We start from the raw sequence: 24,022 nt of genomic DNA on the forward strand, positions 1-24,022 counted from the left end.
CGTTTAAGACGCCTTTGTTATCATGACCTCAATCAAAGATTGCATCGCAGGAAAATCTGCAGCCTTTATGTATTTCATTTTTTGTGATTGATGATAATTCCTGACAATGATCATCAAAGCGCCTGAAATAAGGCGACAAATCAGCACTTCCTGGCGGCTTGTGATGTCAGTCAAAGCAAAACGTGATAGGTATAATATTGACAAGGCACGCGCCTTGATCCACCTGAATAGGCGCATTTGTCGCAAGCGTAGAGATAACGATGTCATCACCCACTGATTTTGATCCCAAGCCACGCCGTGCCTCGGTTGCCGTCGATGTGGGGGGCGTCATCGTCGGTGGCGGAGCGCCTGTTGTTGTGCAGTCGATGACCAACACCGACACGGCCGACATTGACGCAACTGTTGCGCAGGTTGCCGCGCTTTATCGCGCTGGCTCTGAAATCGTTCGCATCACCGTTGACCGTGATGAAAGCGCTGCCGCTGTACCGAAAGTACGCGACCGGCTGTTGCGCCTTGGTCTTGATGTACCGCTGGTTGGCGACTTCCATTACATTGGCCACAAACTGCTGGCGGATCATCCCGCCTGTGCGGAGGCCCTGGCAAAATACCGCATCAATCCCGGCAATGTCGGCTTCAAAGACAAAAAGGACAAGCAGTTCGGCGATATCGTCGAAATGGCGATCCGTTATGACAAGCCGGTTCGAATCGGCGTCAACTGGGGGTCTCTCGATCAGGAACTGCTGACCACATTGATGGACAAGAACCAGGCTGAAGGTTTTCCTCTGTCTGCCCGTCAGGTCACCCGCGAAGCTATCGTTCAATCGGCATTGATTTCCGCTGAGCTGGCCGAAGATATTGGCCTGCCACGCAACCGCATCATCCTGTCGGCCAAGGTCAGCCAAGTGCAGGACCTGATTGCTGTCTATTCCATGCTGTCAGAGCGTTCTGACCACGCCCTGCATCTCGGCCTGACCGAAGCGGGCATGGGCTCCAAGGGCATTGTCGCGTCGTCTGCGGCCATGGGTTATGTGCTGCAACACGGCATTGGTGACACGATCCGCGTTTCTCTGACGCCGGAACCCAATGGCGACCGTACCCGTGAAGTGCAGGTTGCGCAGGAACTTCTGCAGGTCATGGGCTTCCGTCAGTTCATTCCTGTTGTTGCGGCGTGTCCCGGCTGTGGTCGCACGACCTCGACGGTGTTCCAGGAACTGGCGCAGAACATCCAGAACGACATCCGCAAGAACATGCCTATCTGGAAGGAAAAATATCCTGGCGTCGAGGGTCTCAACGTTGCCGTCATGGGCTGCATCGTAAACGGCCCCGGCGAAAGCAAACATGCTGATATCGGAATTTCCCTGCCTGGCACAGGTGAAACTCCGGCCGCTCCGGTCTTCATCGATGGTCAGAAAGCCTTGACCTTGCGTGGTCCAGATATTGCAGCAGATTTCGAAGCGCTGGTCATCGACTACATTGAAAAGCGGTTTGGACACAAACACGCAGCAGAATAATCAACACCCGCCGAGATTTTGCCGGATTCGTGGTATTTCAGGTCCATCAATCAAGGAGCCATGATTCGATGATCAAAAAGTTTGCAATCCTCGCGCTTGCCGCAACATTCCTTTCAGCCTGCACCACGACGGACCCCTATACTGGCGAACAGAAGATGTCCAACATGGCAGGCGGCGCCGGTATCGGTGCTGTTGCAGGTGCGCTTGGCGGTCTGGCTGTGGGCGGCGGATCTGGCAAGTCCGGCCGTAATGCCATCCTGCTGGGCGCAGGTATTGGCGCGCTGGCTGGCGGTATGGTCGGCAACTACATGGACAACCAGGAGGCAGAACTGCGTCAGCAGCTTCAGGGCACCGGCGTTTCAGTGACCCGTCGTGGTGACAGCATCGTTCTCAATATGCCATCCAACATCACTTTCGCAACCGATCAAGATCAGGTGATCCCACCGTTCTACGACACACTGAACTCGGTCGCCATTGTTCTGAACAAGTTCAACCGCACGCTGATCGATATCAATGGCCATACCGATTCCACCGGTAGCCTTGCCCATAACCAGGGTCTGTCTGAGCGCCGTGCCGCCTCCGTCGCCAACTACATCGGCGCCCGTGGCGTAGACCAGCGCCGCATTTCGACGCTGGGTTACGGCCCATCGCAGCCGGTGGCATCGAATGCATCGCCGGAAGGCCGCGCGCAGAACCGCCGCGTTGAAGTGCTGATCTCTCCGCTTACCCAGAGCTGATAAATTAACACAGACACCAATTGAAAAACGCCGCTTTATGCGGCGTTTTTTATGTCATGCAGATGCGAAAACCTGATCCAGCGCAGTGATTAGTGACTGGCACTGTTCTTCCGTGCCAATGGAAATGCGCAGGAAATCCGAAATACGCGGCTTGTCGAAATGACGCACCAGAATGGCGCGCTCACGCAATGCCAGGGAAAGATCCTTGCCGGTCCAGCCAGGTTTGCGGGCAAAGATGAAATTGGCCTGCGATGGCAAAATATCGAAGCCACGTTCACGCAGTGCCTGTTCCAGCCTCTGGCGATTGTCGATCAGCTTCTGGCGGTGGTCCATGAACCAGACATCGTCCTCGATCGAGGCAACAGCCGCGACCTGCGCCAGCCGGTCGAGCGGATAGGAATTGAAGCTATCTTTCAAGCGTTCCAATGCTTCGATAAGCGGGCGCTGCGCAATTGCATAACCGACCCGCATCCCAGCCAGCGAACGAGACTTGGAAAAGGTCCTGATGACGATCAGATTGTCATGGTCGCGGACAAGCGGAACGGCCGTTTCACCGCCAAAATCAATATAGGCTTCGTCAATCGCCACCACCTGATCGCCATGGGCGCTGACCAGTTTTTTGATATCGGCAAGCGGCAATCCGATACCGGTCGGCGCATTGGGGTTTGGCAGAATGATCGCACCACATTCACCTTCGTAATCCTCCAGACGGATCTGGAAGTTGTCGTCCAGCGGCACGGTTGTAGTTTTAACGTCGAAAAACCGGCTGTAGGTTGGATAAAAGCTGTAGGTGATGTCAGGGTAAAGCAGCGGCTTGTCATGTTTCAGAAGGCCTGCAAAGATAAAGGCCAGAACCTCATCCGAGCCGTTGCCGACAAAAACTTCATCCGGCGACACACCATGATAGGCGGCAATCGTCTCTCTCAGCTTTTTGGCTGAAGGATCAGGATAGAGCCGCAAATCATCCGTCGCAGCATCCTTGATGGCTTCCACGACACGCGGAGAAGGACCCCAGGGGTTTTCATTGGTGTTGAGTTTGACAAGATTGGCGATGACTGGCTGCTCTCCCGCCACATACGGATGAAGCGATGCAACAATAGGAGACCAGAATTTGCTCATCTCAACTCTTTCTTTCCGCAATAAACCACGCCGCGGCGGTTAGAATATCGGCACGTTCGCCGTAAGGCTCCAGAAGCTGCGAGGCCTCCTCAACCAGTTCACCCAGACGCTGTTCAGCCCACGCCTGCCCACGCAAGGCAACCAATGTGCCCTTGCCACGTGCCGCGTCCTTGCCAGTTGCCTTGCCCATGGTTGCGGCATCGGCCGTCAGGTCGAGAAGATCGTCAGCCAACTGGAACGCAAGTCCAACGCGCTCGCCGAAGGTTCTGAGCCGCTGACGCGTCTTGGCATCAGCGCCAGCAATGATCGCACCGGCCTCACAGGCAAAACGCAACAATGCTCCGGTTTTCATGGCCTGCAGGGTGATGATACCCTGCTCGTCCGGCGCCTGTTTTTCAGCCGCCAGATCAAACGCCTGCCCACCGGCCATGCCACCGATACCGGCTGCTCGTGCAAGCGCCAGGATAAGAGCCGTTTTGGAAGCGTCCGGCAGCGGAGTTTCTGGTGCTGCAATAATGTCGAATGCGATTGTCAGCAGGCTGTCGCCAGCCAGAATGGCGGTCGCCTCATCAAACTTGCGATGCACTGTTGGCTGGCCGCGGCGCAGATCATCATCATCCATCGCCGGAAGGTCGTCATGGACAAGAGAATAACAATGCAGGCATTCCAGCGCCGAGCCGACACGCAAGGCCGCCAGCGCGTTGCCACCCAGCATTTTGCTGCTCTCGATCACCAGAAACGGCCGCAAACGTTTGCCACCATTCAGTACGCCATAACGCATCGCTTCCAGCAGGTTATCCGGTCTGGTGATTTCATCGCTGCGATGGGCTGGGGAAAGAACGTTATCCAGCAGATTTTCCACCTGCTGCGCGTTTTCACGCAATGCGCGTTCGAATAAGGTTGTTTCTGGCTTCATGGGCGCTCTTTGCCATGAGAAGTTAACACAGGCAATGAAAATCAGGCTTTTTGCAGCATCTGCAAGGCTTGATCGCATCTTGCCAATGTGAAACGGTTCGGCAAACAAAAAGGCACAGGTTTGAAAGATTGGCAGTCGCACCTGAAAACCAGAATGATGATGTTGTACTGTCGCAGGATGACGATGCGCAGGATACCTCCATGCTGAAGGGACGCAGCCTCTGGCAGCGTCTGGTCATGGCAATCTTAATCTTCCTTGCCCTGCCCTATTTTCTCATTCTGGTCTACGCACTGCCATTCATGCGGCCCGTCTCTACGCTGATGCTTGCCGATCTGGTGGCGTTACAGGGCTATGACCGGCAATGGGTATCGATCGATGACATTTCACCAAATGTTGTTCGGTCCGTCATGATGTCGGAGGACGGCCAGTTCTGTTTCCATGGCGGTGTTGACTGGAAACAGATGAGTGGTGTGATCGAGGGCACATTGCAGGGTGATACCACCCGTGGTGCCAGCACCATTCCCATGCAGACCGCAAAGAACCTGTTCTTGTGGAATGGTCGTTTCTTCGTTCGTAAAATTCTGGAAATTCCATTGGCCATGACCGCCGACTTCGTCTGGTCGAAACGGCGGATGATGGAAATATATCTGAACGTCGCCGAATGGGGACCGGGTATTTACGGCATCGAAGCGGCGGCCCGTTATCACTTCAAGACATCAGCCTCCAAGCTCAGCACCAGACAGGCGGCACTTCTGGCCGTCAGCCTGCCGAACCCAATCGAACGTGTAGCCTCCAAACCGGGACGTGGCACGCAGCGGCTGGCGACGCTCAATGAGCGCCGCGCCCGTGCATCCGGCGGCTATGTCGGATGTGTTCTCGATTGACTGGCTGATCAGCCGCGCGTGAAGATATAATCGGTTTCCTGACGCAGAATCTCGCCTGGACGCAAGATGCCGTTCGGAAAATCGGGATGATTCACTGCATCCGGCCAAATCTGTGTTTCAAGGCAGAAGCCTGCAAAGGCACCGTAATGACGGCCATCGAGACCGGGAACGGCTGTGTTGAGCTTGAAGCCGGAATAGAACTGCACGCCCGGCTCCGTGGTGTGCACCTCAAGTGCAACGCCGGAAGCAGGTGCAAACACCCGTGCCACCTTGCGCTTTTCGCGGCGCTCAGGCGACAGGCAGAAATTATGATCGTACAGAACCTGCTCGCCATTGTCCTCACGCTTCATCGGCGTGGATGAGCGCAGGTCAAATGCAGTGCCTTCAACAGCACGAATTTCACCGGTCGGGATCTGCCGTTCATCCGTCGGCAGATAGTGGTGAGCCGCAATCATGATCTCGTGATCGAGTGCGGTGTCAGCACCATCCAGATTGAAATAGGAATGCTGGCAGATATTGGCGATGGTCGGCTGGTCAGTGGTTGTCTCATAGAGAACCGAAAGCACACCACCTTCACGGATTGTGTAGGTCACGTTTACCGTGCAATTGCCGGGATAACCGGCACGGCCATCGGGATCAATGATCTGCAGCACGACGTGGCTTGGGCCATGTTCCATGATCAGCCAGTTGCTTTTACCGATACCATCACTGCCGCCATGGATATGGGTGACGCCTTTTTCGTTCAGTTCAAGCTGGTATTCTTTGCCGTCAATCGAGAAACGCCCGCTATCGATACGGTTGGAGTTACGGCCGGGCGTTGCACCGAAATAAGAGGAATATTGCGGATAGTCCTCAAACTTATCAAAGCCGAGAACCAACGGTGGCTGATGGCCATCGAGGCGCAGATCCTGAATGACTGCGCCCCAGGTGATAATATTGGCGGTCAAACCGCCTGCCGAAATAGTGACGCGCTCCACTTTTTCACCGGTGGGCGTTACGCCGAAGTTTTCCCGTGCGGCACCATTCGTCATTATATCGACCTCCGTTTGCAAGAATTACGGGCCAGACGTTGCGTCATTTCCCGTCGCTTCGCAATCAGCAAATTTCACTTTCCGATTTCGTTCAGATCGTAATAGGTCGTCTGATAGATTTCATTGATCCAGTTGCCGAAAAACAGATGGGCATGGCTGCGCCAACGGTTCTGCGGGGTGATATCAGGATCATTGTGCGGGAAGTAGTTATGCGGCACCTTGATCGGAATACCAGCATTCACATCCCGGAAATACTCATCGGAAAGCGATGTGGAATCATATTCCACATGGTTGAACATGTAGAGACGGTTGCCCTTCTTTTCATGCACCAGGCAGACACCCATCTCCTCCGACTCCATCAGGATTTCAAGCTCGGGATGCTTTTCAATGTCCTCGCGACGGACCTCGGTCCAGCGTGAAACCGGCACCTGGAAATCGTCGGAAAAACCGTTCAGATAGATGGACGACGGGCAAAGATTGCGGTGACGATAAACACCAAACGCCTTTTCCTTGAGCGGATGTTTTGGCACGCCGTGGAAATGGTAGATGGCAGCCATCGCGCCCCAGCAGACGTTCAGGGTTGAGTGGACATTGGTCTGCGTCCATTCGAAAATCTTCTGCATCTCGTCCCAGTAGGTCACATCCTCGTAAGCAATGGTCTCCACCGGTGCGCCGGTAATGATGAAACCGTCAAACTTGCGATGTTTGACCTCTTCCCAGGTCTCATAGAACGACAAGAGATGCTCTTCAGAGGTGTTCTTGGCACGGTGTCCGCCAATACGCACCAGCGAAAACTCGACCTGCAAAGGGGATGCGCCGACAAGGCGCGCCATCTGGATTTCAGTTTTGATCTTGTTCGGCATGAGGTTCAAAAGCCCGATCTGCAACGGGCGGATATCCTGACGAACAGCCGCCGTTTCGGTCATCACCCGCACACCCTCATTGATGAGGGTTTCAAAAGCAGGCAGCGTATCGGGTATTTTGATGGGCATATTGGAACACTCTCATCCGGCGGGTAAGCAAGGCAGACAGCCCGGACAAACCGCACAAAACAAAAAAACCGGCAACGAAATCGCAACCGGTTCTTGGAAAATCCACGTTTCCTCGACCCTTTAGCGACTTCTTTAAAGTGGCTGCAAGCCGGTCGGCAAATCACCACTAGGAGATTACATAATCCCGCATGCCACGAAAATCAATATAGCCGCATTTGCGGGCGCTGGCCGTTCCCTTCTGCGAACATTTGGGCTATTGGCGGGGCATGGAAAAAACGGGCTTTACAATTCTGCTGGGCGGCAACCTGTCGGTAACCGAGCGCGTGCGCAAAGCCGCAGACGGAACACGCGTCATCGCAGCCGATAATGGCATGCGCCATGCGCAGCCGCTGTCGCTGACACCGGAATTGTGGGTGGGAGATTTTGATTCCACCGACACCGCTCTTCTCACCGAATGGCCGGATGTGGAGCGTCACACCTTTCCCGCAAGCAAGGCCGCAACAGACGGCGAGATCGCTGTCTCGCAGGCGATTGAGCGTGGCGCCCAAAGCCTCGTTCTGATTGGCGCACTGGGTGGCGACCGAACCGACCATGCCTTTCAGCACATGCTGAATGCCATCAGCCTTAAAGAAAAAGGTTACGACGTCACCCTTCTATCGGGTGAAGAAGAGGCCTACCCCTTGGTATCCGGTGGCGAGAAAGCACTCGACCTGCCCGCCGGTTCGCTGTTTTCCGTTCTCGGTTTCAGCGATCTTGACGGCCTGGACATCGAGAACGCCCGTTATCCGTTGAATGACTATTCGCTGACCTTCGGCACATCCCGCACAATTTCCAACGTTGCGGAAGGTCCGGTGCGCCTCTCCCTGAAAAGCGGTAGAGCCATCATCCTTGCCCGCCCTTATGATATGACTGGAGCCTGAGCCTTGGCGCCTCCCATTTTGAAACTTGACGACATCACGCTGACCTTTGGTGTTACACCACTGCTGAACGGTGCCAACCTGCAAGTGGAACCGGGTGACCGTATCTGCCTCGTTGGTCGCAATGGTTCCGGCAAGTCCACGTTGATGAAAATTGCCGCCGGCCTGGTCGAAGCGCAATCCGGCGAGGTGTTCAGACACCCCTCCTCGACCATCCGTTATCTTGAGCAGGCACCGGATTTTAGTGGTTACGACACCGTACAGGCCTATGCCGAAGAAGGGCTTGGACCGGGCGATGATCCATATCGGGTTACATATCTGCTTAACCACCTTGGCCTGACGGGACAGGAAGACCCCAAAAGCCTGTCCGGTGGTGAAGCCCGCCGTGCGGCCCTTGCCCGGGTGATGGCACCTGAACCCGATATCCTGATGCTGGACGAGCCGACCAACCATCTGGATCTGCCGACAATCGAATGGCTGGAAGACGAACTGCAGAAAAGCCGCAGCGCACTGGTCCTCATTTCGCACGACCGTCGGTTCCTTGAAAAAGTTTCCAACTCCACTGTATGGCTTGATCGCGGTACTTCGCGTCGCCTCAGCCGCGGCTTTGCCCATTTCGAGGAATGGCGCGACAAGGTGCTGGAAGAGGAAGAACTCGAGCAGCACAAACTCGGCAAGGCGATTGAGCGCGAAGAACACTGGATGCGCTATGGCGTAACCGCCCGTCGCAAACGCAATATGCGCCGCGTCGGAGAACTTCAGGCTATGCGCGCCCAACATCGTGGCCACAAGGGACCGCAAGGTTCCGTACAGACCACAGCTGTTGATGCCCGTGAATCCGGCAAACTGGTGATCGAGGCCGACAGCATTACCAAGTCCTATGGTGATCGCACCATCGTGGCACCCTTCTCACTGCGCGTGCATCGTGGCGACTGTATTGGTCTTGTTGGGCCAAACGGAGCAGGCAAGACCACGCTTTTGAAAATGCTGACCGGACAGCTGCAACCAGATAGCGGCACGGTCAAACTCGGTACCAATCTCGATATAGCCACGCTCGATCAGAAGCGTGAAGAACTGAACCCGAATGACACGCTGGCGGACTATCTGACCGACGGCCGTGGTGAAAACCTGCTGGTCAATGGCGAACTGAAGCACGTCACCGGCTACATGAAGGATTTCCTGTTCCAGCCGGAACAGGCCCGCACACCGATCAGGAATCTCTCCGGTGGTGAACGTGCCCGTTTGATGCTGGCACGTATTCTCGCCCGCCCCACCAACCTTCTCATCCTCGATGAACCGACCAACGACCTCGACATCGAGACGCTTGATCTGTTGCAGGAAGTGGTCGCCGGATTTGTCGGCACCGTCATTCTCGTCAGCCACGACCGTGACTTCCTCGACAGAACCGTGACCTCGACCATTGCGCCAGCCAACCCCGATGCGCCGGATGGCCGCTGGATCGAATATGCCGGCGGTTATTCCGACATGATGGCGCAGCGCAAGGGCGCGGCCGAGGAAAAGCGCAGGGCGGAAAAGCAGGAAAAGGCAAAAAGCACCTCCTCTTCAACTGTGTCGGATGATGCACCAAAGGCCAAAGGTAAATTGTCCTTCAAGCAGAAGTTCGCTCTGGAGAACCTGCCCAAGGAGATGGAAAAGGCCCAGATCGAAATCGCCAAGCGCGAAGAAAAGATGGCAGATCCCAACCTCTTCACCAAAGACCCCACAGCCTTTGGCAAGCTTGCCGACGAAATGGAAAAGCTGCGACACAAGCTGGTCACCATGGAAGAAGAGTGGTTGGAGCTTGAAATGCTGCGCGAGGAACTGGAAGGCTAAATTCCTTCCACCATACCGGAACCTCTGTTCTTCATCCGTCTTTGACAGGGAAGCGATTTTACGTTTTCCTTGGCAAAGATGGAGGAGTTCAGAAAATGCGTATGATTTTCGTCAATCTGCCTGTTCGCAATATCGAAACGACAAAAGCTTTCTTCACCGCACTCGGCTTCAGCTTCAATCCCGAGTATTCGGACGAGAGGACGCTGTGCATGATCGTGGAGCAGAATATCTTCGTCATGTTGCTCCAGGAAGAACGTTTCCGTGATTTCATCAACGGCGATATTGCCGACGCCACCCGCACGACCGAAGTGCTGACCTGCCTGACGGCAGAAAGCCGCGAAGACATCGACAGGATGATTGCCACAGCATTGTCCTCCGGCGGCCGCGAATGGAAACAGGTTCAAGATCATGGCTTCATGTATGCCGGAAGTTTTCAGGATCCCGACGGCCATGTCTGGGAACTGGTCCATATGACCGGACAGTCCTGACACCATCGGATTTGACACCCGACTGTTGCCATGACTGGCTATCTTGCCAAGTGATGACAGTAAGATTACACCTTGCCTTGCTCTAACGGGGTGCTTTGTCTTTGTGGACAAGGCTGAGAGGCTTCCGCCAACCCGAAGAACCTGATCCGGTTAACACCGGCGGAGGGATTAGACGGCTCATTATCAGCGCCCTATTCCCGTTCAACATATGAAAGAGGAGGCGCGGATGCGCAGCATTTTGAACAATTCCCTGATTGCCAAGGCACTGGTGCTTGCGGCATTTGCCGTGCCCGGCGCAGCATTTGCAGCCGACAAGGCACTGACGGTCTACACCTATGAAAGCTTCGTGTCCGAGTGGGGTCCTGGCCCCAAGGTCAAGGAAGCATTTGAGAAAAATTGCCAGTGCACTGTCAATTTTGTCGGTGTTGCCGATGGCGTTGCGCTTTTGACGCGCCTCAAGATGGAAGGTGAAACATCCAACGCCGATGTCGTTCTGGGGCTCGACACCAACCTTGTTGCTGAAGCCAAGGAAACCGGCCTGTTCGAGGCAAGCGGCATCGATACGTCAGCTGCCAAGATTCCAGGCGACTTCAAGGATGATATCTTTGTTCCCTACGACTACGGCCACTTCGCCATCATCTATGACACCCAGACCATCAAGAACCCGCCACAGAGCCTGAAGGATCTGGTCGAAGGTGATCCTTCCCAGAAGATTGCAATTCAGGACCCGCGCACCTCTACCCCCGGCCTTGGCCTGCTCCTGTGGGTGAAGTCCGTTTATGGTGATCAGGCACCGGAAGCCTGGGCAAAGCTCAAGAACCGTATTTTGACGGTCACGCCGGGCTGGTCTGAAGCCTATGGCCTGTTCACCAAGGGAGAAGTGCCAATGGTGTTGTCCTACACGACCTCACCTGCCTACCACATGGTCGCAGAAAACACCGACCGCTATCAGGCAGCCAGTTTCTCGGAAGGTCATTACATTCAGATCGAGGTGGCCGGCCTATTGAAAAATGCTCCGGAGAAAGACCTTGCCAAGTCATTCCTCTCCTTCATGCTGACACCAGGTTTCCAAGACGCCATACCGGAAAATAATTGGATGATGCCGGCTGCGGCAACCAGCGCACCGCTGCCAGAGGCGTTTTCCAAACTTGTTGTACCGACCAAGACATTCCTGATGTCACCTGAGGAGGTGGCCAAGAACCGCAAGGCATGGATTGATGAGTGGCTGGCAGCCATGAGCATTAATTAACGTTTTCCAGATCGGAAATTCAGGCCAGCGCCATGATTTCAAAGGCCGAACAACGGCAATCGATAGGCACGGGAATGGCGGCTTTTGCCGCTGTTCTCGCATTCATTGGCTTTGGCACATTTGCCCTTCTGTCTTTTGATGCAGGTGCTGCAAGCGATGAACTGTTCGGTACCTACACCTGGCGTATCCTGCGCTTCACCCTCTATCAGGCAACGTTATCGACCGGACTATCGATCCTTTTCGCGCTGCCTGTCGCACTGGCTTTGGCAAGGCAAACTGAGTTTCCCGGTCGTATCTGGATTATCCGCCTTATGGCCGTTCCTATGGGGCTACCGGTTATCGTGGGTGCGCTTGGCCTTATTGCCATATGGGGAAGACAGGGCTTCCTGAACACCACACTGACATCACTCGGTGTTGAACAACCTTTCAGCATTTATGGCCTGTCAGGAATTCTGCTGGCACATGTCTTCTTTAACCTGCCGCTTGCCAGCCGTTTGCTGCTGGCCGGGCTGGAGCGTATTCCCGGTGAATATTGGCGTATGGCGGCAAGCCTTGGCATGCCCTCCTGGTCCATTTTCCGGTTCATTGAATGGCCTGCGCTGATAAAACTGGTTCCCGGTGTCGCCGGGCTGATTTTTATGCTCTGCGCCACCAGTTTCACCCTTGTGCTGATGTTGGGCGGCGGGCCTGCGGCGACAACGCTCGAAGTAGCGATCTATCAATCGCTGCGCTTTGATTTCGATCCTCCACGCGCCATTGCACTTTCTACTCTGCAAATCGTCATGACCGGGTTGTTGCTCGCCTTATTAGGCTGGCTGCCCAGACCTGACGACGAGGGTTTGAGCCACGGCCGGGCCATCCAGCGCTATGATGGAAAACGGCTTCAGGCACGGCTGCGCGACGGTATTCTAATCATCGCCGCTGTGGTTTTTATGATGGCACCCTTGCTCAGTATCGCCATATCCGGCTCCACCGCCAATTTATCGCGCCTGTTGGCGGCCGATGTGTTCTGGCAGGCAGCCGGAACCAGCCTGTCCATTGCGCTGGTTTCGGCCAGTATTGCCATTGGCATTTCCGTTGCCCTCATCAACGCGCGCTCGACGATCCGCGGCAACCGCAAGGCAAACCTGCCACTACGCCTCATGGCATCCGCGATGTCCGGTGGCGCATCCGTGGTGCTGCTGGTGCCGCCAGTGGTGCTGGGGAGTGGCTGGTTCCTGCTGTTACGGCCGCTCGGCGATATCGCACTGTTTGCACCGGCGCTGGTTGCCTCCATCAACATGCTGATGGCGCTGCCCTTCGTTATGCGGGTACTTGAACCGGCGTTCCAGACCCACCAGGCACGAACAGCAAGACTGTCAGCCAGTCTCGGCATGCATGGTTTTGCCAGATTGCGTTACCTCCATTGGCCAATCCTGCGTAGACCTCTGGCAACGGCCTTCAGCTTTGCAATGGCGCTGTCGCTTGGCGATCTCGGCGCAATCGCCCTGTTCGGCTCGCAGAACTTTATCACGCTGCCTTGGCTGGTTTACAGCAATATGGGCAGCTATCGTACCAATGACGCCGATGGTTATGCGCTGATCCTGGGTGTGATCTGCCTGATATTGGCCATGGGTGGCGCAGGCACCGCACAAACCAGCAAGGAGCAAAACCAATGACTGAAACCGCTCCTTCCGGCATTCGTTTTAATGATGTAGCGCTGAAACTTGGATCGCAGGAGTTTTCCCTTGATTGCCACTTGCCGCAGGGCACGATCACGGCAATTACCGGCCCATCCGGCTCAGGGAAATCAACCCTGTTGAATCTGGTCGCTGGTTTTGAAACACCAGATGCCGGCACCATCATGATTGACGGGCAGGTCGTCACACACCTAGCCCCGGCCGAGCGACCGGTCTCGGTGATCTTTCAGGACAACAACCTGTTTTCGCACCTTGATGTGTTCACCAATATAGCGCTCGGCATCAATCCTTCGCTGAAACTTTCCGCGCAAGAGCGGCAGTCCGTTTCAAATGCCCTGCAGCGTGTCGGTCTTGCGGGCTTTGAAAAGCGTCTGCCGCCAAATCTGTCGGGTGGAGAGCGGCAACGCGTTGCCATGGCACGGGCTCTGGTGCGCCACCGCTCGGTTCTGTTGCTGGATGAGCCCTTTGCCGCTCTTGATCCCGGTTTGCGCGCCGGGATGGCTGAATTGCTGTCCAGTTTGCATCAGGAAACCGGCAACACTGTATTGCTGGTCACCCACAAACCCGAGGAAGTACAACAGCTGGCCAAACATGTCGTGTTCATGGATAAGGGGAAAATCCTGTTCCAGGGCACACCGGAGATTTTTTCCGAGAACGGGAACATCCCCCAAATTCGTACGTTCCTGAAGGGATAGCTGCGGCACACGCCGTTCGCCACAATTTCGACGTGGGCAAGTGGCAATCGGCTTAGTACGGCTTCAACAGGGGATTGAGTTTATTTGATCGTCTATTTGCTAATTTACTTTGGTTGCCTGATGAGCCATGCAAGATGGTCAAGAATATTGAAAAGATTCGTCATCGATAATAGCACACCACAAGGCGTGACAATTTGTGTCCATTGATGGACAGTATTCGCACAATAAACTAGCAGTGCGTAACATCAGGGGCATAGGAACTGACTGACAAGATGACGATTTCCATAATAGCAAGGCCGGCAAGGACATCTGATCCGCGCGCGCAGCGTTATGGCAAACTTGTGCGCTCTGTTGCCGGCCTGACAATTGCTGCGATGACGCTCAGTGCATGCCAGTCGCTGTTCAGCCAATCCTACCAGGCAAGTGTTCGCCCGTCGGACAACCCGCAGACTGTTGAAGAAGTTCAGAAAAATGACCCGCGTGCCCAAATGGGAGCACGCGAACACCCGCGTATTGTTGCAAGTTATGGCGGTGAATACCGCGATGAAAAAACCGAAAGGCTGGTTGCCCGCATTACCGGCGCGTTGACGGCCGTTTCGGAAAATCCGCAGCAATCCTACCGCATCACCATTCTCAATTCTCCGGCGATCAACGCGTTCGCGCTGCCCGGTGGCTATCTTTATGTGACACGCGGACTGTTGGCGCTCGCCAACGACGCGTCGGAAGTTGCCGCCGTTCTGTCGCATGAAATGGCCCACGTCACTGCCAACCACGGCATTGAACGCCAGCGCCGCGAAGAGGCTGAGGTGATTGCCAGCCGTGTTGTGGCGGAAGTGCTGTCCAGTGATCTGGCTGGAAAACAGGCATTGGCGCGCGGTAAGCTGCGATTGGCAGCATTTTCTCGCCAGCAGGAGTTGCAGGCCGACGTCATTGGTGTACGCATGCTGGGTGAGGCGGGGTATGACCCCTATGCCGCAGCGCGCTTCCTCGATTCCATGGCCGCTTATGCCCGCTACACATCCGTTGAGCCGGATAGCGACCAGAGCCTCGACTTCCTTTCCAGCCACCCCAATGCGCCACAGCGCGTTGAATTGGCACGTCGCCATGCCCGCGCATTTGGGCAGGAAGGCAGCGTCGGAGATCGTGGCCGCGAATGGTATCTGAACGGCATTGACGGCCTGCTTTATGGCGACAGTCCGCAAGAAGGCTATGTACGCGGCCAGACATTCCTGCATGGCAGCCTCGGCATTCGTTTCGATGTGCCGGAAGGTTTCCAAATCGACAACAAGGTTGAAGCGGTTCTTGCAACCGGCCCCGGCGAAATGGCCATCCGTTTTGATGGTGTGGCAGATGCCAAGCAGACCGATCTTGCCAATTACCTGACCAGCGGCTGGGTCGCAGGGCTTTTGCCGAATACCGTGCGCAAAACGCAGGTCAATGGTCTTGAGGCGGCAACTGCCCGCGCCACGGCTGAAAAATGGGATTTCGACGTCACTGTCATCAGGCAGGGTCAGCAGATTTTCCGCTTCCTGACCGCTGTGCCGAAGGGCAATCCACAGCTTGATACGGTCGCCAACGTCTTGCGTACCAGCTTCCGGCAGATGACCAGCGCAGAAATCGCCTCCCTGAAGCCATTGCGCGTGCGCGTGGTAACGGCAAAGCCAGGCGAAACCATAGCCACCATGGCGGCGCGCATGATGGGCACGGACCGCAAACTGGATTTGTTCAAGATGATCAATGCGATGGGCGCTGGCGCAGTGTTGCAGCCCGGACAGCGCGTGAAGATCATCGCGGAATAATCGGCGAATTACGCCTTCTATCCGAACAAAAAAGCCCTCAGGAAATTTCGTTTCCTGAGGGCTTTGTCTTATTCAGCAGTCTTAAAACTTATTTCCACTCGCGCACGTCAACGAAGTGGCCAGCAATTGCAGCGGCAGCGGCCATGGCAGGCGACACAAGGTGCGTACGGCTCTTGTAGCCCTGACGTCCCTCGAAGTTACGGTTCGAGGTCGACGCACAACGCTCACCCGGCTGCAGGCGATCGTCATTCATCGCCAGACACATCGAACAGCCAGGTTCGCGCCATTCAAAACCGGCGTCGAGGAAGATCTTGTCGAGACCTTCGGCTTCCGCCTGTTCCTTTACCAGACCGGAGCCCGGAACAATCATAGCCGAGACAGTTGGTGCAACTTTGCGACCATCAACCATCACGGCAGCAGCCCTTAGATCTTCGATACGTCCGTTGGTGCACGAACCGATAAAGACCCGGTCAATGGCAACGTCAGTCATTTTGGTGCCCGGCTGCAGGCCCATATATTCCAGCGCACGCCACTTGGAGTTACGCTTGTTTTCGTCAGCGATATCATCCGGGTTTGGAACGGTGCCCTGAACCGAAACAACGTCTTCCGGTGACGAACCCCAGGAAACGATCGGCGGTAGATTGGCGCCATCGAGAACAACGATCTTGTCGTAATGTGCGCCTTCGTCAGACTTCAGAGTCTTCCAGTAGGAAATTGCCTGTTCCAGCGTTTCACCCTGCGGTGCACGTGGCTTGCCTTTGATATACTCGAAGGTCGTTTCGTCCGGAGCAATCAGGCCCGCACGTGCGCCGCCTTCGATTGTCATGTTGCAGACCGTCATACGGCCTTCCATTGACAGCGACTGAATGGCTTCGCCTGCAAATTCAATCACGTGACCGGTACCACCGGCTGTGCCGATTTCACCGATGATGGCGAGGATGATATCCTTGGCTGTTACGCCTTCCGGCACCTTGCCATCGACACGCACCAGCATGTTCTTGGCCTTCTTCTGGATCAGCGTCTGGGTCGCCAGAACGTGTTCCACTTCCGAAGTGCCAATACCGTGCGCCAAGGCGCCAAACGCGCCATGCGTCGATGTGTGGCTGTCACCGCACACAATCGTCATGCCGGGCAGGGTAAAGCCCTGTTCAGGACCGACGATGTGAACGATACCCTGACGTTTGTCGCGCTCGGAATAATATTCAACACCGAATTCCTTGGCATTTTGTGCCAGCGCTTCAACCTGAATACGGCTTTCTTCGTTCTTGATGCCTTCAAGACGGTCAGCAGTGGTTGGAACATTGTGGTCGACCACGGCCAGTGTGCGGGTTGGCGAATGAACGGGACGACCCGCCATACGCAGACCTTCAAAGGCCTGCGGCGACGTCACCTCGTGAACAAGGTGACGGTCGATGTAGAGAAGACAGGTTCCGTTCGGATCACTATTAACGACGTGATCATCCCAGATTTTATCATAAAGGGTGCGGGGTGCGCTCATGGCTTTATCCATCGGATATTGAAAAAGGGAAATGGGCTTCGCAAAAAGGCTGACAGCCTTGAAGGGCTATCAGGCGAGCGTAAGTCGGCTATTGAGCGCCCCGGACAAGCGCGCGAAGAAACGTGCCGGCAGACGCTTATGATCCTGCAGCACGAAAATATTTTGCGCGAGACATCCGAATTTCGATCCCATGGCCATTTCATTAGCAGATTGCTGCCTGCGCTTCAATATCAATGACACGCAGGAACACGGGGGCTCGCCTTATCCAGCCGGAGCCCGCCGCATGGCCTTTTCAATACGCCTGAGAACAAGCGACAAACCAACCGTGAGGATCAGGTATATATAGGCGACGATCGAGTAGGTTTCGAAGAAACGAAACGAGCCAGCTGCGTAGACCTTGGCCATCTGGGTTATGTCGGCAACGCCAAGCACCGACACCAACGAACTGTCCTTCACCATCGATACAAAGTCGTTGGAAAGTGGCGGAAAAACCGTCCTGACCGCCTGCGGCAGAATGATCAGCCGAAACCGTTGGTAACGATTAAGCCCAAGAGCCTTTGCGGCCTCAATCTGTCCTTCGTCAACGGACTGAATGCCAGCGCGAAAAATTTCCGCGAGAAACGATGCGTAACCAATCGTAAGCGCGATAATCGCCCGCCAGACCAGCGAGAAGTCACGCACCAGAACCGGCTCCAACCAGCCTGCCGATACAAGCGGCGTAGTCACCCAGTTGTAGAGACTGACAAGACCCGGCGCCCCGACAAAAGCAATATAGAACAGCAAGACGAGGATGGGGATGCCGCGGATAACTTCAATGTAAAAGCGCGCAATCTGCCGCAGCACCACATTGTCCGACAGACCGAGTAGCGCAATGCCGAGGCCAAACACGACAGCAAGAAAAAAAGCTGCGAGCGTCACGAAGATGGTGATACCGATGCCTTTGACAACGGTGGAAAAAACCTGCGCGTAAAGGTCTGTGGCAATGATTGTCACAGCCAGTCCGGCACCGATCACGACCAATGCAACGAGCCACCACGGAAAGTCCTTCTCCGTGGTGCTGTGTTTGATAAAACTCATCGTGACAATTTCCGATAAACGGAAATCAGCATGCAGGCGATGATTTCACTCATTCGCCAAGCTTGTAGTCGAGGAACCACTTCTTATCGAGCGCGGTAATGGTGCCGTCTGCCTTGAGGGCCGCGATACCTGCATTGATCGGTGCGACGAGGTCCGAGCCCTTTTTGAAGATGAAGCCAAAATCATCGCCACCCAAAGGCGCACCAATCAGCTTCAAGGTGCCGTTGGACGCGGCTACGTAACCATTGCCGGCAACTCCATCGGTCAGGACCAGATCAACGTCGCCGGTCTTGAGCGCCTGTACGCTGGCACCGAAGGTTTCCAGCAGCTTGATACGCGGGTTCTGCTCGTTGCCGTCGAGAACATCATAAACGGCGGTGTAAAATGGGGTTGTTCCAGCCTGCGCGCCAACAAGGCCTTTGTCGAAGCCAGCAAAGCTCTTGGCATCGGTAAAGCGGTTTTCATCAGCCCGCACCAGCATGAACATTTCCGAGCGCATGTAGGGGTCGGAGAAGTCGACCTTTTCCTTGCGGTCATCCTTGATGCTGATGCCGGTCATGCCGATGTCATATTGGCCATCCGAAACCGCCTGGATCATCGCGTCCCAAGAGATGTTCTGATATTCGACCTTGAAGTTCAAACGCTTGGCAAGCTCGGCAACCGCATCATATTCCCAGCCGATAGCCTTGCCAGACTTAGGATCGACAAACTGCAGCGGCGGGTAAGCATTTTCCGTGACCACGACCACCGTACGCCCTTTAAGGTCGGGAAGATCGGCAGCAAAACCCGTGAAAGGGGCAACAATTGCGGCCATGATGCCGGCAAGCAGCGTACGTCTGAAAAACATGTCTTTCTCCTGTGGCGGGAGCGGTGAAAATGTCACATTTCAAGCCGCAAAGACAAGAAACAAATTGGCTTGAAACATGCGGCTTTTAAAACGATCCGGTTAAATCAGGCCTGCGGAGAGAGGTGCCGGAATTCGGCGATAACCTGCTCGTACACACCGCGTTTGAACGGCACGATAAGGTCCGGCAGGCTTTCCATCGGCTTCCAGCTCCAGGCATCGAATTCCGGATGATTGCCGGTTGGTGGCGGATTGATCTCGATCTCGCTTTCGTCGCCGTCAAAACGGAAAGCAAACCAGCGCTGCGCCTGCCCACGGAATTTTCCTTTGAGACCAATGCCAAGAAGATGAGGCGGCAGGTCGTAATGTATCCAGTCGCGCGCTTCGGCAAGCAGGGTGATGCTACGCATGCCGGTTTCTTCATAAAGCTCGCGAATAGCGGCGTTCAACGGCTTTTCGCCATCATCGATGCCGCCCTGAGGCATTTGCCACAGCTGCTCGGAGCCATCATATTCCGAGTTCTTTTCAGGGATACGTCGTCCGGCCCAAACCAGCCCTTGCGCATTCAACACCATAATCCCGGCGCAGGGACGGTAAGGCAAATCTTCAGGCTTGATTGTCATGAACAGTCCTCACGGAAAACGGCATCCGATAGCCGCAGCAGCGATCTTTACTGTCCCGGCCTGTCAGAAACAAGCGCCGAAACCGCAACGATCTCAATGCCACGCGATGTCGCTTCCGAGACCCAGTCGGACACTGCGGTAATGCTCTCATCAAAGGCCGAGGCAACACCAATCGCCGAGCCGTTGCGACGCGCCAGACGTTCAAGATCATCAAGCCGTGTCATGATGGAAGAACGGTTCACTTGTTCGTCGATCTGTATATCGCCAAACGCGTGCGGCATTGCCAAGGCTTTGGCAACCGCGCCAGTCTGGGATTGCGCCGAAGAACCATCATCAAGGAACAGCAGCCCGCGCTCGCTGACGTCACGCAGAACAGGTTCCAGCATCTTGGCATCGGCCATGTAGCGGCCGCCAAGGTAATTCATCACACCGGTATAGTTAGTGATCTTGGCCATGGAACGGTGTAGGCGCTCCATATTGATCTTCTGGCTGTCGCCAACCAGCAAGGTATCAGGACCGGGATTGTTACCAGGATAACCGAACGGTTCAAAAGGAACCTGCAGCAGAATTTCATGCCCCTGACGCCGCGCCTCCTGCATCCAGCGCTGCAGGCTGTTGCCGCTGGCTGCAAAGGCAAGCGTGATTTCCGGTGGCAATGTTCTGATAGCGTTCTGGGTGCCGGTCTGGCTAAGGCCAAGTCCGCCAATCACAATGGCAATACGTGTACCACGCGCGCCAGACCATGGACGGGCATATTGTTCCAGCGAACGCAAACCATCAGCTCCGGTTTTCGGCAATTTGCCAAAAGCCGAATCCTCCAGCAGATCCTCGTTCGGCATGGTGGCCACGCGCGGGTTCTGACCATACGTCTGACCGGTCATCAAAACCGGACCGTCATCATCCCGGGGGCGGGGCGAAAACACCGATACGACATTGCCGTCCTCGGTGGTTTCCTGGCGCACATTTGCGCCGGACCGGCCACTGCTGACGGGAAGTCCAGCCGTTTCTTTTTCCGTTTTGGTTTGAGGCGACGGAGTTTTTTCCGCCTGCGCAACGTCAGGCGATGATTGTGGATCGAGGCCTGGTTTTGCCAGATTGTCAGGAGCAATCACTGTGTAAACAGACAATCCCAGAACCGCGCATAGCGCAACGGTACCGGCAAGAGCAGCAACAGAAAAACGCCGGCTTTTGCCGGCGCTTTCCTTACGATCTTGCCCCAAGGGTTTGCGCAGTTCAGATACCAAAACGCGGCCTATCCCGAGTGTTGTATGCAGGGGTAGGGAAAGCGCCGGAAAACCGGCGCCCCTTATTACTGCTTGGTTACGACAGCTTTTTCAGGGTTTGGCGGGAAAGACGGGTCGGTCTTGTCGCCGCGCAGCAGATCAAGCGCGTAGTTCAGCTGAATGTCGTCCTTGGCTTCCGGCGGCACATAAGCAGCAGAACCCGAACCTTCGTCCGTTTCGCTCTGGCCCTGGATGTGACCCGGCAGGCTGGATTCACCTTCGGAGCGAATGCGGCCCTGAAGCTCTGGCGGCAGCGGCTGGTCGACCTTGATATCAGGTTCGATACCTGTGCCCTGAATGGACTTGCCAGATGGCGTGTAATAGAGCGCCGTGGTCAAACGAAGCGCACCGGTTTCACCCAGCGGGATGATCGTCTGGACAGAGCCCTTGCCGAACGAGCGAGTGCCGACAACGGTGGCACGACGCAGATCCTGCAGAGCACCGGCAACGATTTCCGAAGCAGACGCCGAACCACCGTTCACCAGAACGATAACCGGCTTGCCGTCCGTCAGATCGCCCGCGGTTGCGTTGAAGCGACGGGTTTCTTCCGGGTTACGGCCGCGGGTCGAAACCACTTCACCTCTTTCAAGGAAGGCATCCGATACGTTGATCGCCTGATCAAGCAGGCCGCCCGGGTTGAGGCGAAGGTCGAGAACATAACCCTTCAACTTGTCAGCAGGTACCTCGGCCTTGATTTTTTTGATCGCGGCTTCGAGATCGTCATAGGTCTTCTCAGTGAATGAGATCACACGCAAATAACCAACATTGTCACCTTCAACACGCGACTTGACGGCACGTACGGCAATGATGTCGCGCATAACGGTGATATCAAGCGGCTTGTCAGCACCCTGACGAATGATCGTCAGCTTGATAGGTGTCTTGACCTCACCGCGCATCTTTTCAACGGCCTGCTCGAGCTTGAGACCTCGAACCGGCTGACCATCGATTTCCGAAATGAAGTCGCCGGCCAAAATGCCAGCTTTGGAGGCAGGCGTATCATCGATTGGTGTGATAACCTTGACCAGTTCATTTTCCATAGTCACTTCGATACCGAGGCCACCAAACTCACCCTTGGTCTGGCTACGCATATCGGTAGCATCCTGCGCATTGAGGAAGCTTGAATGCGGATCAAGAGAGCTGAGCATGCCATTGATGGCGTTCTCAACCAGCTTCTTGTCATCCGGTGGCGTTACATATTGTGCACGTACGCGCTCGAATACGTCGCCGAAAATCGACAATTCCTTATAGGTAGACGGCCCAGCGGCCTGCGCCGGGATGCTCGCAGAATAAATGACACTCATCGCCGTGGCACCCATGAGTCCACCGATGAGCAGAAGCGAAACCTTACGAATCATTGTGCGCCCTTCCGGTATTTTTTGCGGTCCACCAAGGTTGGGAATCAACCGGCACACCGTCTTTTCTGAATTCTATGTAAAGCGTTGGCCTATCAGTTTCCAGCGCCAATGCTGCTGCACTGGCCACTCTTTTTGCTCCCATGGAAGCAATGGGTTCACCTGAAAACACGAACATACCCTGGCGGGTTCTTATCGCATCCATTCCGGTCAGTACCAGATGGTACCCGTCACCTGCATTGAGAATAATCATTCGGCCATAGCTGCGGAATTCTCCAGCAAAAACAACATACCCGTCTGCGGGGGCTGTTACCAGTGCGCCGGGACCGGTTGCGATCACAACACCGCGAGAGGTATGGCCAGTTCCATCGGCATCGCCAAACTTTCTCAGCACATCGCCCGTTACCGGCATATCCAGTTTGGCCTTCAGACTTGCAAACGGATATGCGGGCGCAATGCGGTTTTTATCGGGCATGCCAGCATCGGCATTTGCCCTTTCACGCTCGCGCTCATCTTCCGACAAACGACGAACCCGTTCCTCTTCGGCGCGCATCTTTTCCTGCGCTTCACGGACGGAGAATATCTCGTTTTCCAATGAGGCAACGAGGCTTTCAAGACTCGTTGCCTTAGAGGCAAGTTCTTCAGAGCGTTTGCGTTCCGCTTCAAGGTCCGCAGCCGTGCGCGTTCCCTGCCTGTCATTTTCAGCGAGCAACAGGTCGAGGCGCTTTTCTTCCTCGAGCTTTGCCGTCATCATGGCGGTCAGGTCAATCTTCTCACTGGCGATGGCCTTGCGCACATCCGTCAATGCCTTGAGGTCCGCGACCAGCTTGTCCGTTTCATGCCGCACACCGGGAACCACAGCTCCAAGTAAAATGGCGCTACGCACGGATGCGAGAGCGTCTTCAGGCGAAACAAGCAGGGCAGGCGGCGGATTACGCCCCATACGTTGCAGAGCAGCCAACACTTCAGCCAAGACACCCCGACGCTCACGAAGCGACGCCTTCACGCCGTCTTCTTGCACACCAAGTTTGGCCAGCCGGTCTTCACCCTCTTCAATCTTGCGTTCAAGATCTTTTCTACGCGACGCAGAATCGATCAATTCTTGGCGGATACGACTGCTGTCCTGATTGAGAGACGCAATGCTTTCTTCCAGCTGTCGAGCCTTGTCTTCGGAAAGACCGATACTATCGACCAGCTCTTGCAAGTCCTCGCGATTACGATCACGCCGCGCTTCAAGGTCATTCAGGGCGTCTGGCTGCGCGGTCTGCCCATTCTGTTCGGTCGGTGCAGCCTGTGTCGGAAAGGGCGCAGCCACCGGCTCTTGCGCGTACACACCCTGCGCAAGCACAAAAAGAGAGACAGCCAAGGCTGCTCCCGCAGAGGTCACGCATCTGGTGTGGGCGCTTTTCCGGTTCATGCCGCTTTCTGGAAAATCAAAATCAAGCGATTAACATACTCTGCTTCGCAATCGCCAGCCAACAACATCCTTTTATTC

Annotated in this window: 21 protein-coding genes and 2 riboswitches; of the genes, 10 read left to right on the forward strand and 11 right to left on the reverse strand. The window is 55.3% G+C overall.

What is annotated here, in order from left to right:
• The first annotated feature begins 260 nt into the window (after positions 1–260).
• Together ispG and PYL13_RS00935 are read left to right on the forward strand one after the other, a co-directional pair.
• On the forward strand, positions 261–1,511 hold the full coding sequence (gene ispG, locus PYL13_RS00930) for a flavodoxin-dependent (E)-4-hydroxy-3-methylbut-2-enyl-diphosphate synthase (RefSeq protein WP_192490512.1): 1,251 nt from the start codon (positions 261–263) through the stop codon (positions 1,509–1,511).
• A gap of 68 nt (positions 1,512–1,579) precedes the next feature.
• Entirely contained in the window at positions 1,580–2,248 is a 669-nt protein-coding gene (locus PYL13_RS00935) for an OmpA family protein (protein ID WP_259149014.1), read from the forward strand.
• 54 nt (positions 2,249–2,302) lie between these two features.
• On the opposite strand, the gene hisC is transcribed toward PYL13_RS00935, so the two are convergent.
• Both hisC and PYL13_RS00945 read right to left on the reverse strand, forming a co-directional pair.
• Positions 2,303–3,367 (reverse strand): histidinol-phosphate transaminase, encoded by a 1,065-nt coding sequence (hisC, locus tag PYL13_RS00940; RefSeq protein WP_275643387.1) that lies wholly within the window; start codon positions 3,365–3,367, stop codon positions 2,303–2,305.
• Between the two features lies 1 nt (position 3,368).
• Positions 3,369–4,283: a polyprenyl synthetase family protein gene (locus tag PYL13_RS00945; protein WP_275643388.1), complete on the reverse strand. Its 915-nt coding sequence runs from the start codon at positions 4,281–4,283 to the stop codon at positions 3,369–3,371.
• A gap of 200 nt (positions 4,284–4,483) precedes the next feature.
• On the opposite strand from PYL13_RS00945, the gene mtgA reads away from it, so the two are divergent.
• Positions 4,484–5,167, forward strand: a complete 684-nt coding sequence (gene mtgA / locus PYL13_RS00950; RefSeq protein ID WP_275643469.1) for a monofunctional biosynthetic peptidoglycan transglycosylase — start codon at positions 4,484–4,486, stop codon at positions 5,165–5,167.
• A gap of 8 nt (positions 5,168–5,175) precedes the next feature.
• On the opposite strand, the gene PYL13_RS00955 is transcribed toward mtgA, so the two are convergent.
• Both PYL13_RS00955 and metA read right to left on the reverse strand, forming a co-directional pair.
• Positions 5,176–6,198: an aldose epimerase family protein gene (locus PYL13_RS00955; RefSeq protein WP_259149011.1), complete on the reverse strand. Its 1,023-nt coding sequence runs from the start codon at positions 6,196–6,198 to the stop codon at positions 5,176–5,178.
• A 74-nt stretch (positions 6,199–6,272) separates the two neighbouring features.
• Complete coding sequence (gene metA / locus PYL13_RS00960; protein WP_250984201.1) at positions 6,273–7,190, reverse strand: homoserine O-acetyltransferase MetA; 918 nt, start codon at positions 7,188–7,190, stop codon at positions 6,273–6,275.
• A 100-nt stretch (positions 7,191–7,290) separates the two neighbouring features.
• A riboswitch (SAM riboswitch) is annotated at positions 7,291–7,367 on the reverse strand.
• An 89-nt stretch (positions 7,368–7,456) separates the two neighbouring features.
• On the opposite strand from metA, the gene PYL13_RS00965 reads away from it, so the two are divergent.
• From PYL13_RS00965 to PYL13_RS00995, 7 genes are all read left to right on the forward strand, one after another.
• Positions 7,457–8,110 (forward strand): thiamine diphosphokinase, encoded by a 654-nt coding sequence (locus PYL13_RS00965; protein ID WP_275643389.1) that lies wholly within the window; start codon positions 7,457–7,459, stop codon positions 8,108–8,110.
• Positions 8,111–8,113: 3 nt separating this feature from the next.
• A complete protein-coding gene (locus PYL13_RS00970) occupies positions 8,114–9,940 on the forward strand; it encodes an ABC-F family ATP-binding cassette domain-containing protein (RefSeq protein ID WP_275643390.1) in 1,827 nt (608 codons plus the stop codon).
• Between the two features lie 95 nt (positions 9,941–10,035).
• Positions 10,036–10,428: a VOC family protein gene (locus tag PYL13_RS00975; protein WP_275643391.1), complete on the forward strand. Its 393-nt coding sequence runs from the start codon at positions 10,036–10,038 to the stop codon at positions 10,426–10,428.
• A 76-nt stretch (positions 10,429–10,504) separates the two neighbouring features.
• A riboswitch (TPP riboswitch) is annotated at positions 10,505–10,613 on the forward strand.
• 41 nt (positions 10,614–10,654) lie between these two features.
• Positions 10,655–11,677: a thiamine ABC transporter substrate binding subunit gene (gene thiB, locus PYL13_RS00980; protein WP_275643392.1), complete on the forward strand. Its 1,023-nt coding sequence runs from the start codon at positions 10,655–10,657 to the stop codon at positions 11,675–11,677.
• A 32-nt stretch (positions 11,678–11,709) separates the two neighbouring features.
• The gene (gene thiP, locus PYL13_RS00985) at positions 11,710–13,335 is read left to right on the forward strand and encodes a thiamine/thiamine pyrophosphate ABC transporter permease ThiP (protein ID WP_275643393.1); all 1,626 of its coding nucleotides are present in this window, start codon (positions 11,710–11,712) and stop codon (positions 13,333–13,335) included.
• Positions 13,332–14,051, forward strand: coding sequence for a thiamine ABC transporter ATP-binding protein (gene thiQ, locus PYL13_RS00990; protein WP_275643394.1), 720 nt, complete (start codon positions 13,332–13,334; stop codon positions 14,049–14,051). The genes thiP and thiQ overlap by 4 nt, the downstream gene beginning before the upstream one ends.
• A gap of 374 nt (positions 14,052–14,425) precedes the next feature.
• Entirely contained in the window at positions 14,426–15,850 is a 1,425-nt protein-coding gene (locus tag PYL13_RS00995) for a M48 family metalloprotease (RefSeq protein ID WP_246788154.1), read from the forward strand.
• 88 nt (positions 15,851–15,938) lie between these two features.
• Here the strand turns inward: PYL13_RS00995 and leuC are convergent, their stop codons facing one another.
• The 7 genes from leuC to PYL13_RS01030 all read right to left on the reverse strand — a co-directional run bounded on the left by leuC (position 15,939) and on the right by PYL13_RS01030 (position 23,944).
• Positions 15,939–17,348: a 3-isopropylmalate dehydratase large subunit gene (gene leuC, locus PYL13_RS01000; protein ID WP_192490525.1), complete on the reverse strand. Its 1,410-nt coding sequence runs from the start codon at positions 17,346–17,348 to the stop codon at positions 15,939–15,941.
• A 261-nt stretch (positions 17,349–17,609) separates the two neighbouring features.
• Positions 17,610–18,425 carry an amino acid ABC transporter permease gene (locus tag PYL13_RS01005; RefSeq protein WP_250984194.1) on the reverse strand — a complete coding sequence of 272 codons (816 nt, stop codon included), beginning with the start codon at positions 18,423–18,425 and terminating at the stop codon, positions 17,610–17,612.
• A gap of 49 nt (positions 18,426–18,474) precedes the next feature.
• The gene (locus PYL13_RS01010; RefSeq protein WP_250984193.1) at positions 18,475–19,272 is read right to left on the reverse strand and encodes a transporter substrate-binding domain-containing protein; all 798 of its coding nucleotides are present in this window, start codon (positions 19,270–19,272) and stop codon (positions 18,475–18,477) included.
• A 104-nt stretch (positions 19,273–19,376) separates the two neighbouring features.
• Entirely contained in the window at positions 19,377–19,892 is a 516-nt protein-coding gene (locus tag PYL13_RS01015; protein ID WP_275643395.1) for an RNA pyrophosphohydrolase, read from the reverse strand.
• A gap of 47 nt (positions 19,893–19,939) precedes the next feature.
• Positions 19,940–21,136, reverse strand: coding sequence for a divergent polysaccharide deacetylase family protein (locus tag PYL13_RS01020; RefSeq protein ID WP_275643396.1), 1,197 nt, complete (start codon positions 21,134–21,136; stop codon positions 19,940–19,942).
• A 65-nt stretch (positions 21,137–21,201) separates the two neighbouring features.
• On the reverse strand, positions 21,202–22,530 hold the full coding sequence (locus tag PYL13_RS01025) for a S41 family peptidase (RefSeq protein ID WP_250984190.1): 1,329 nt from the start codon (positions 22,528–22,530) through the stop codon (positions 21,202–21,204).
• The gene (locus tag PYL13_RS01030; protein WP_250984189.1) at positions 22,520–23,944 is read right to left on the reverse strand and encodes a murein hydrolase activator EnvC family protein; all 1,425 of its coding nucleotides are present in this window, start codon (positions 23,942–23,944) and stop codon (positions 22,520–22,522) included. The genes PYL13_RS01025 and PYL13_RS01030 overlap by 11 nt, the downstream gene beginning before the upstream one ends.
• Between the last annotated feature and the right edge of the window lie 78 nt (positions 23,945–24,022).

The sequence above is a fragment of the Agrobacterium sp. Azo12 genome (genome assembly GCF_029193765.2).
Lineage (GTDB): Bacteria > Pseudomonadota > Alphaproteobacteria > Rhizobiales > Rhizobiaceae > Agrobacterium.

Coding starts and splice junctions, on each gene's coding strand:
- PYL13_RS00995 (WP_246788154.1), top strand. CDS start 14,426: ATGACGCTCAGTGCATGCCAGTCGCTGTTCAGCCAATCCTACCAGGCA.
- PYL13_RS00935 (WP_259149014.1), top strand. CDS start 1,580: ATGATCAAAAAGTTTGCAATCCTCGCGCTTGCCGCAACATTCCTTTCA.
- PYL13_RS01005 (WP_250984194.1), bottom strand. CDS start 18,425: ATGAGTTTTATCAAACACAGCACCACGGAGAAGGACTTTCCGTGGTGG.
- mtgA (WP_275643469.1), top strand. CDS start 4,484: ATGCTGAAGGGACGCAGCCTCTGGCAGCGTCTGGTCATGGCAATCTTA.
- ispG (WP_192490512.1), top strand. CDS start 261: ATGTCATCACCCACTGATTTTGATCCCAAGCCACGCCGTGCCTCGGTT.
- PYL13_RS00965 (WP_275643389.1), top strand. CDS start 7,457: ATGGAAAAAACGGGCTTTACAATTCTGCTGGGCGGCAACCTGTCGGTA.
- PYL13_RS01015 (WP_275643395.1), bottom strand. CDS start 19,892: ATGACAATCAAGCCTGAAGATTTGCCTTACCGTCCCTGCGCCGGGATT.
- thiQ (WP_275643394.1), top strand. CDS start 13,332: ATGACTGAAACCGCTCCTTCCGGCATTCGTTTTAATGATGTAGCGCTG.
- PYL13_RS00955 (WP_259149011.1), bottom strand. CDS start 6,198: ATGACGAATGGTGCCGCACGGGAAAACTTCGGCGTAACGCCCACCGGT.
- thiP (WP_275643393.1), top strand. CDS start 11,710: ATGATTTCAAAGGCCGAACAACGGCAATCGATAGGCACGGGAATGGCG.
- PYL13_RS01025 (WP_250984190.1), bottom strand. CDS start 22,530: ATGATTCGTAAGGTTTCGCTTCTGCTCATCGGTGGACTCATGGGTGCC.
- thiB (WP_275643392.1), top strand. CDS start 10,655: ATGCGCAGCATTTTGAACAATTCCCTGATTGCCAAGGCACTGGTGCTT.
- PYL13_RS01010 (WP_250984193.1), bottom strand. CDS start 19,272: ATGTTTTTCAGACGTACGCTGCTTGCCGGCATCATGGCCGCAATTGTT.
- PYL13_RS01030 (WP_250984189.1), bottom strand. CDS start 23,944: ATGAACCGGAAAAGCGCCCACACCAGATGCGTGACCTCTGCGGGAGCA.
- metA (WP_250984201.1), bottom strand. CDS start 7,190: ATGCCCATCAAAATACCCGATACGCTGCCTGCTTTTGAAACCCTCATC.
- PYL13_RS00975 (WP_275643391.1), top strand. CDS start 10,036: ATGCGTATGATTTTCGTCAATCTGCCTGTTCGCAATATCGAAACGACA.
- hisC (WP_275643387.1), bottom strand. CDS start 3,367: ATGAGCAAATTCTGGTCTCCTATTGTTGCATCGCTTCATCCGTATGTG.
- leuC (WP_192490525.1), bottom strand. CDS start 17,348: ATGAGCGCACCCCGCACCCTTTATGATAAAATCTGGGATGATCACGTC.
- PYL13_RS00945 (WP_275643388.1), bottom strand. CDS start 4,283: ATGAAGCCAGAAACAACCTTATTCGAACGCGCATTGCGTGAAAACGCG.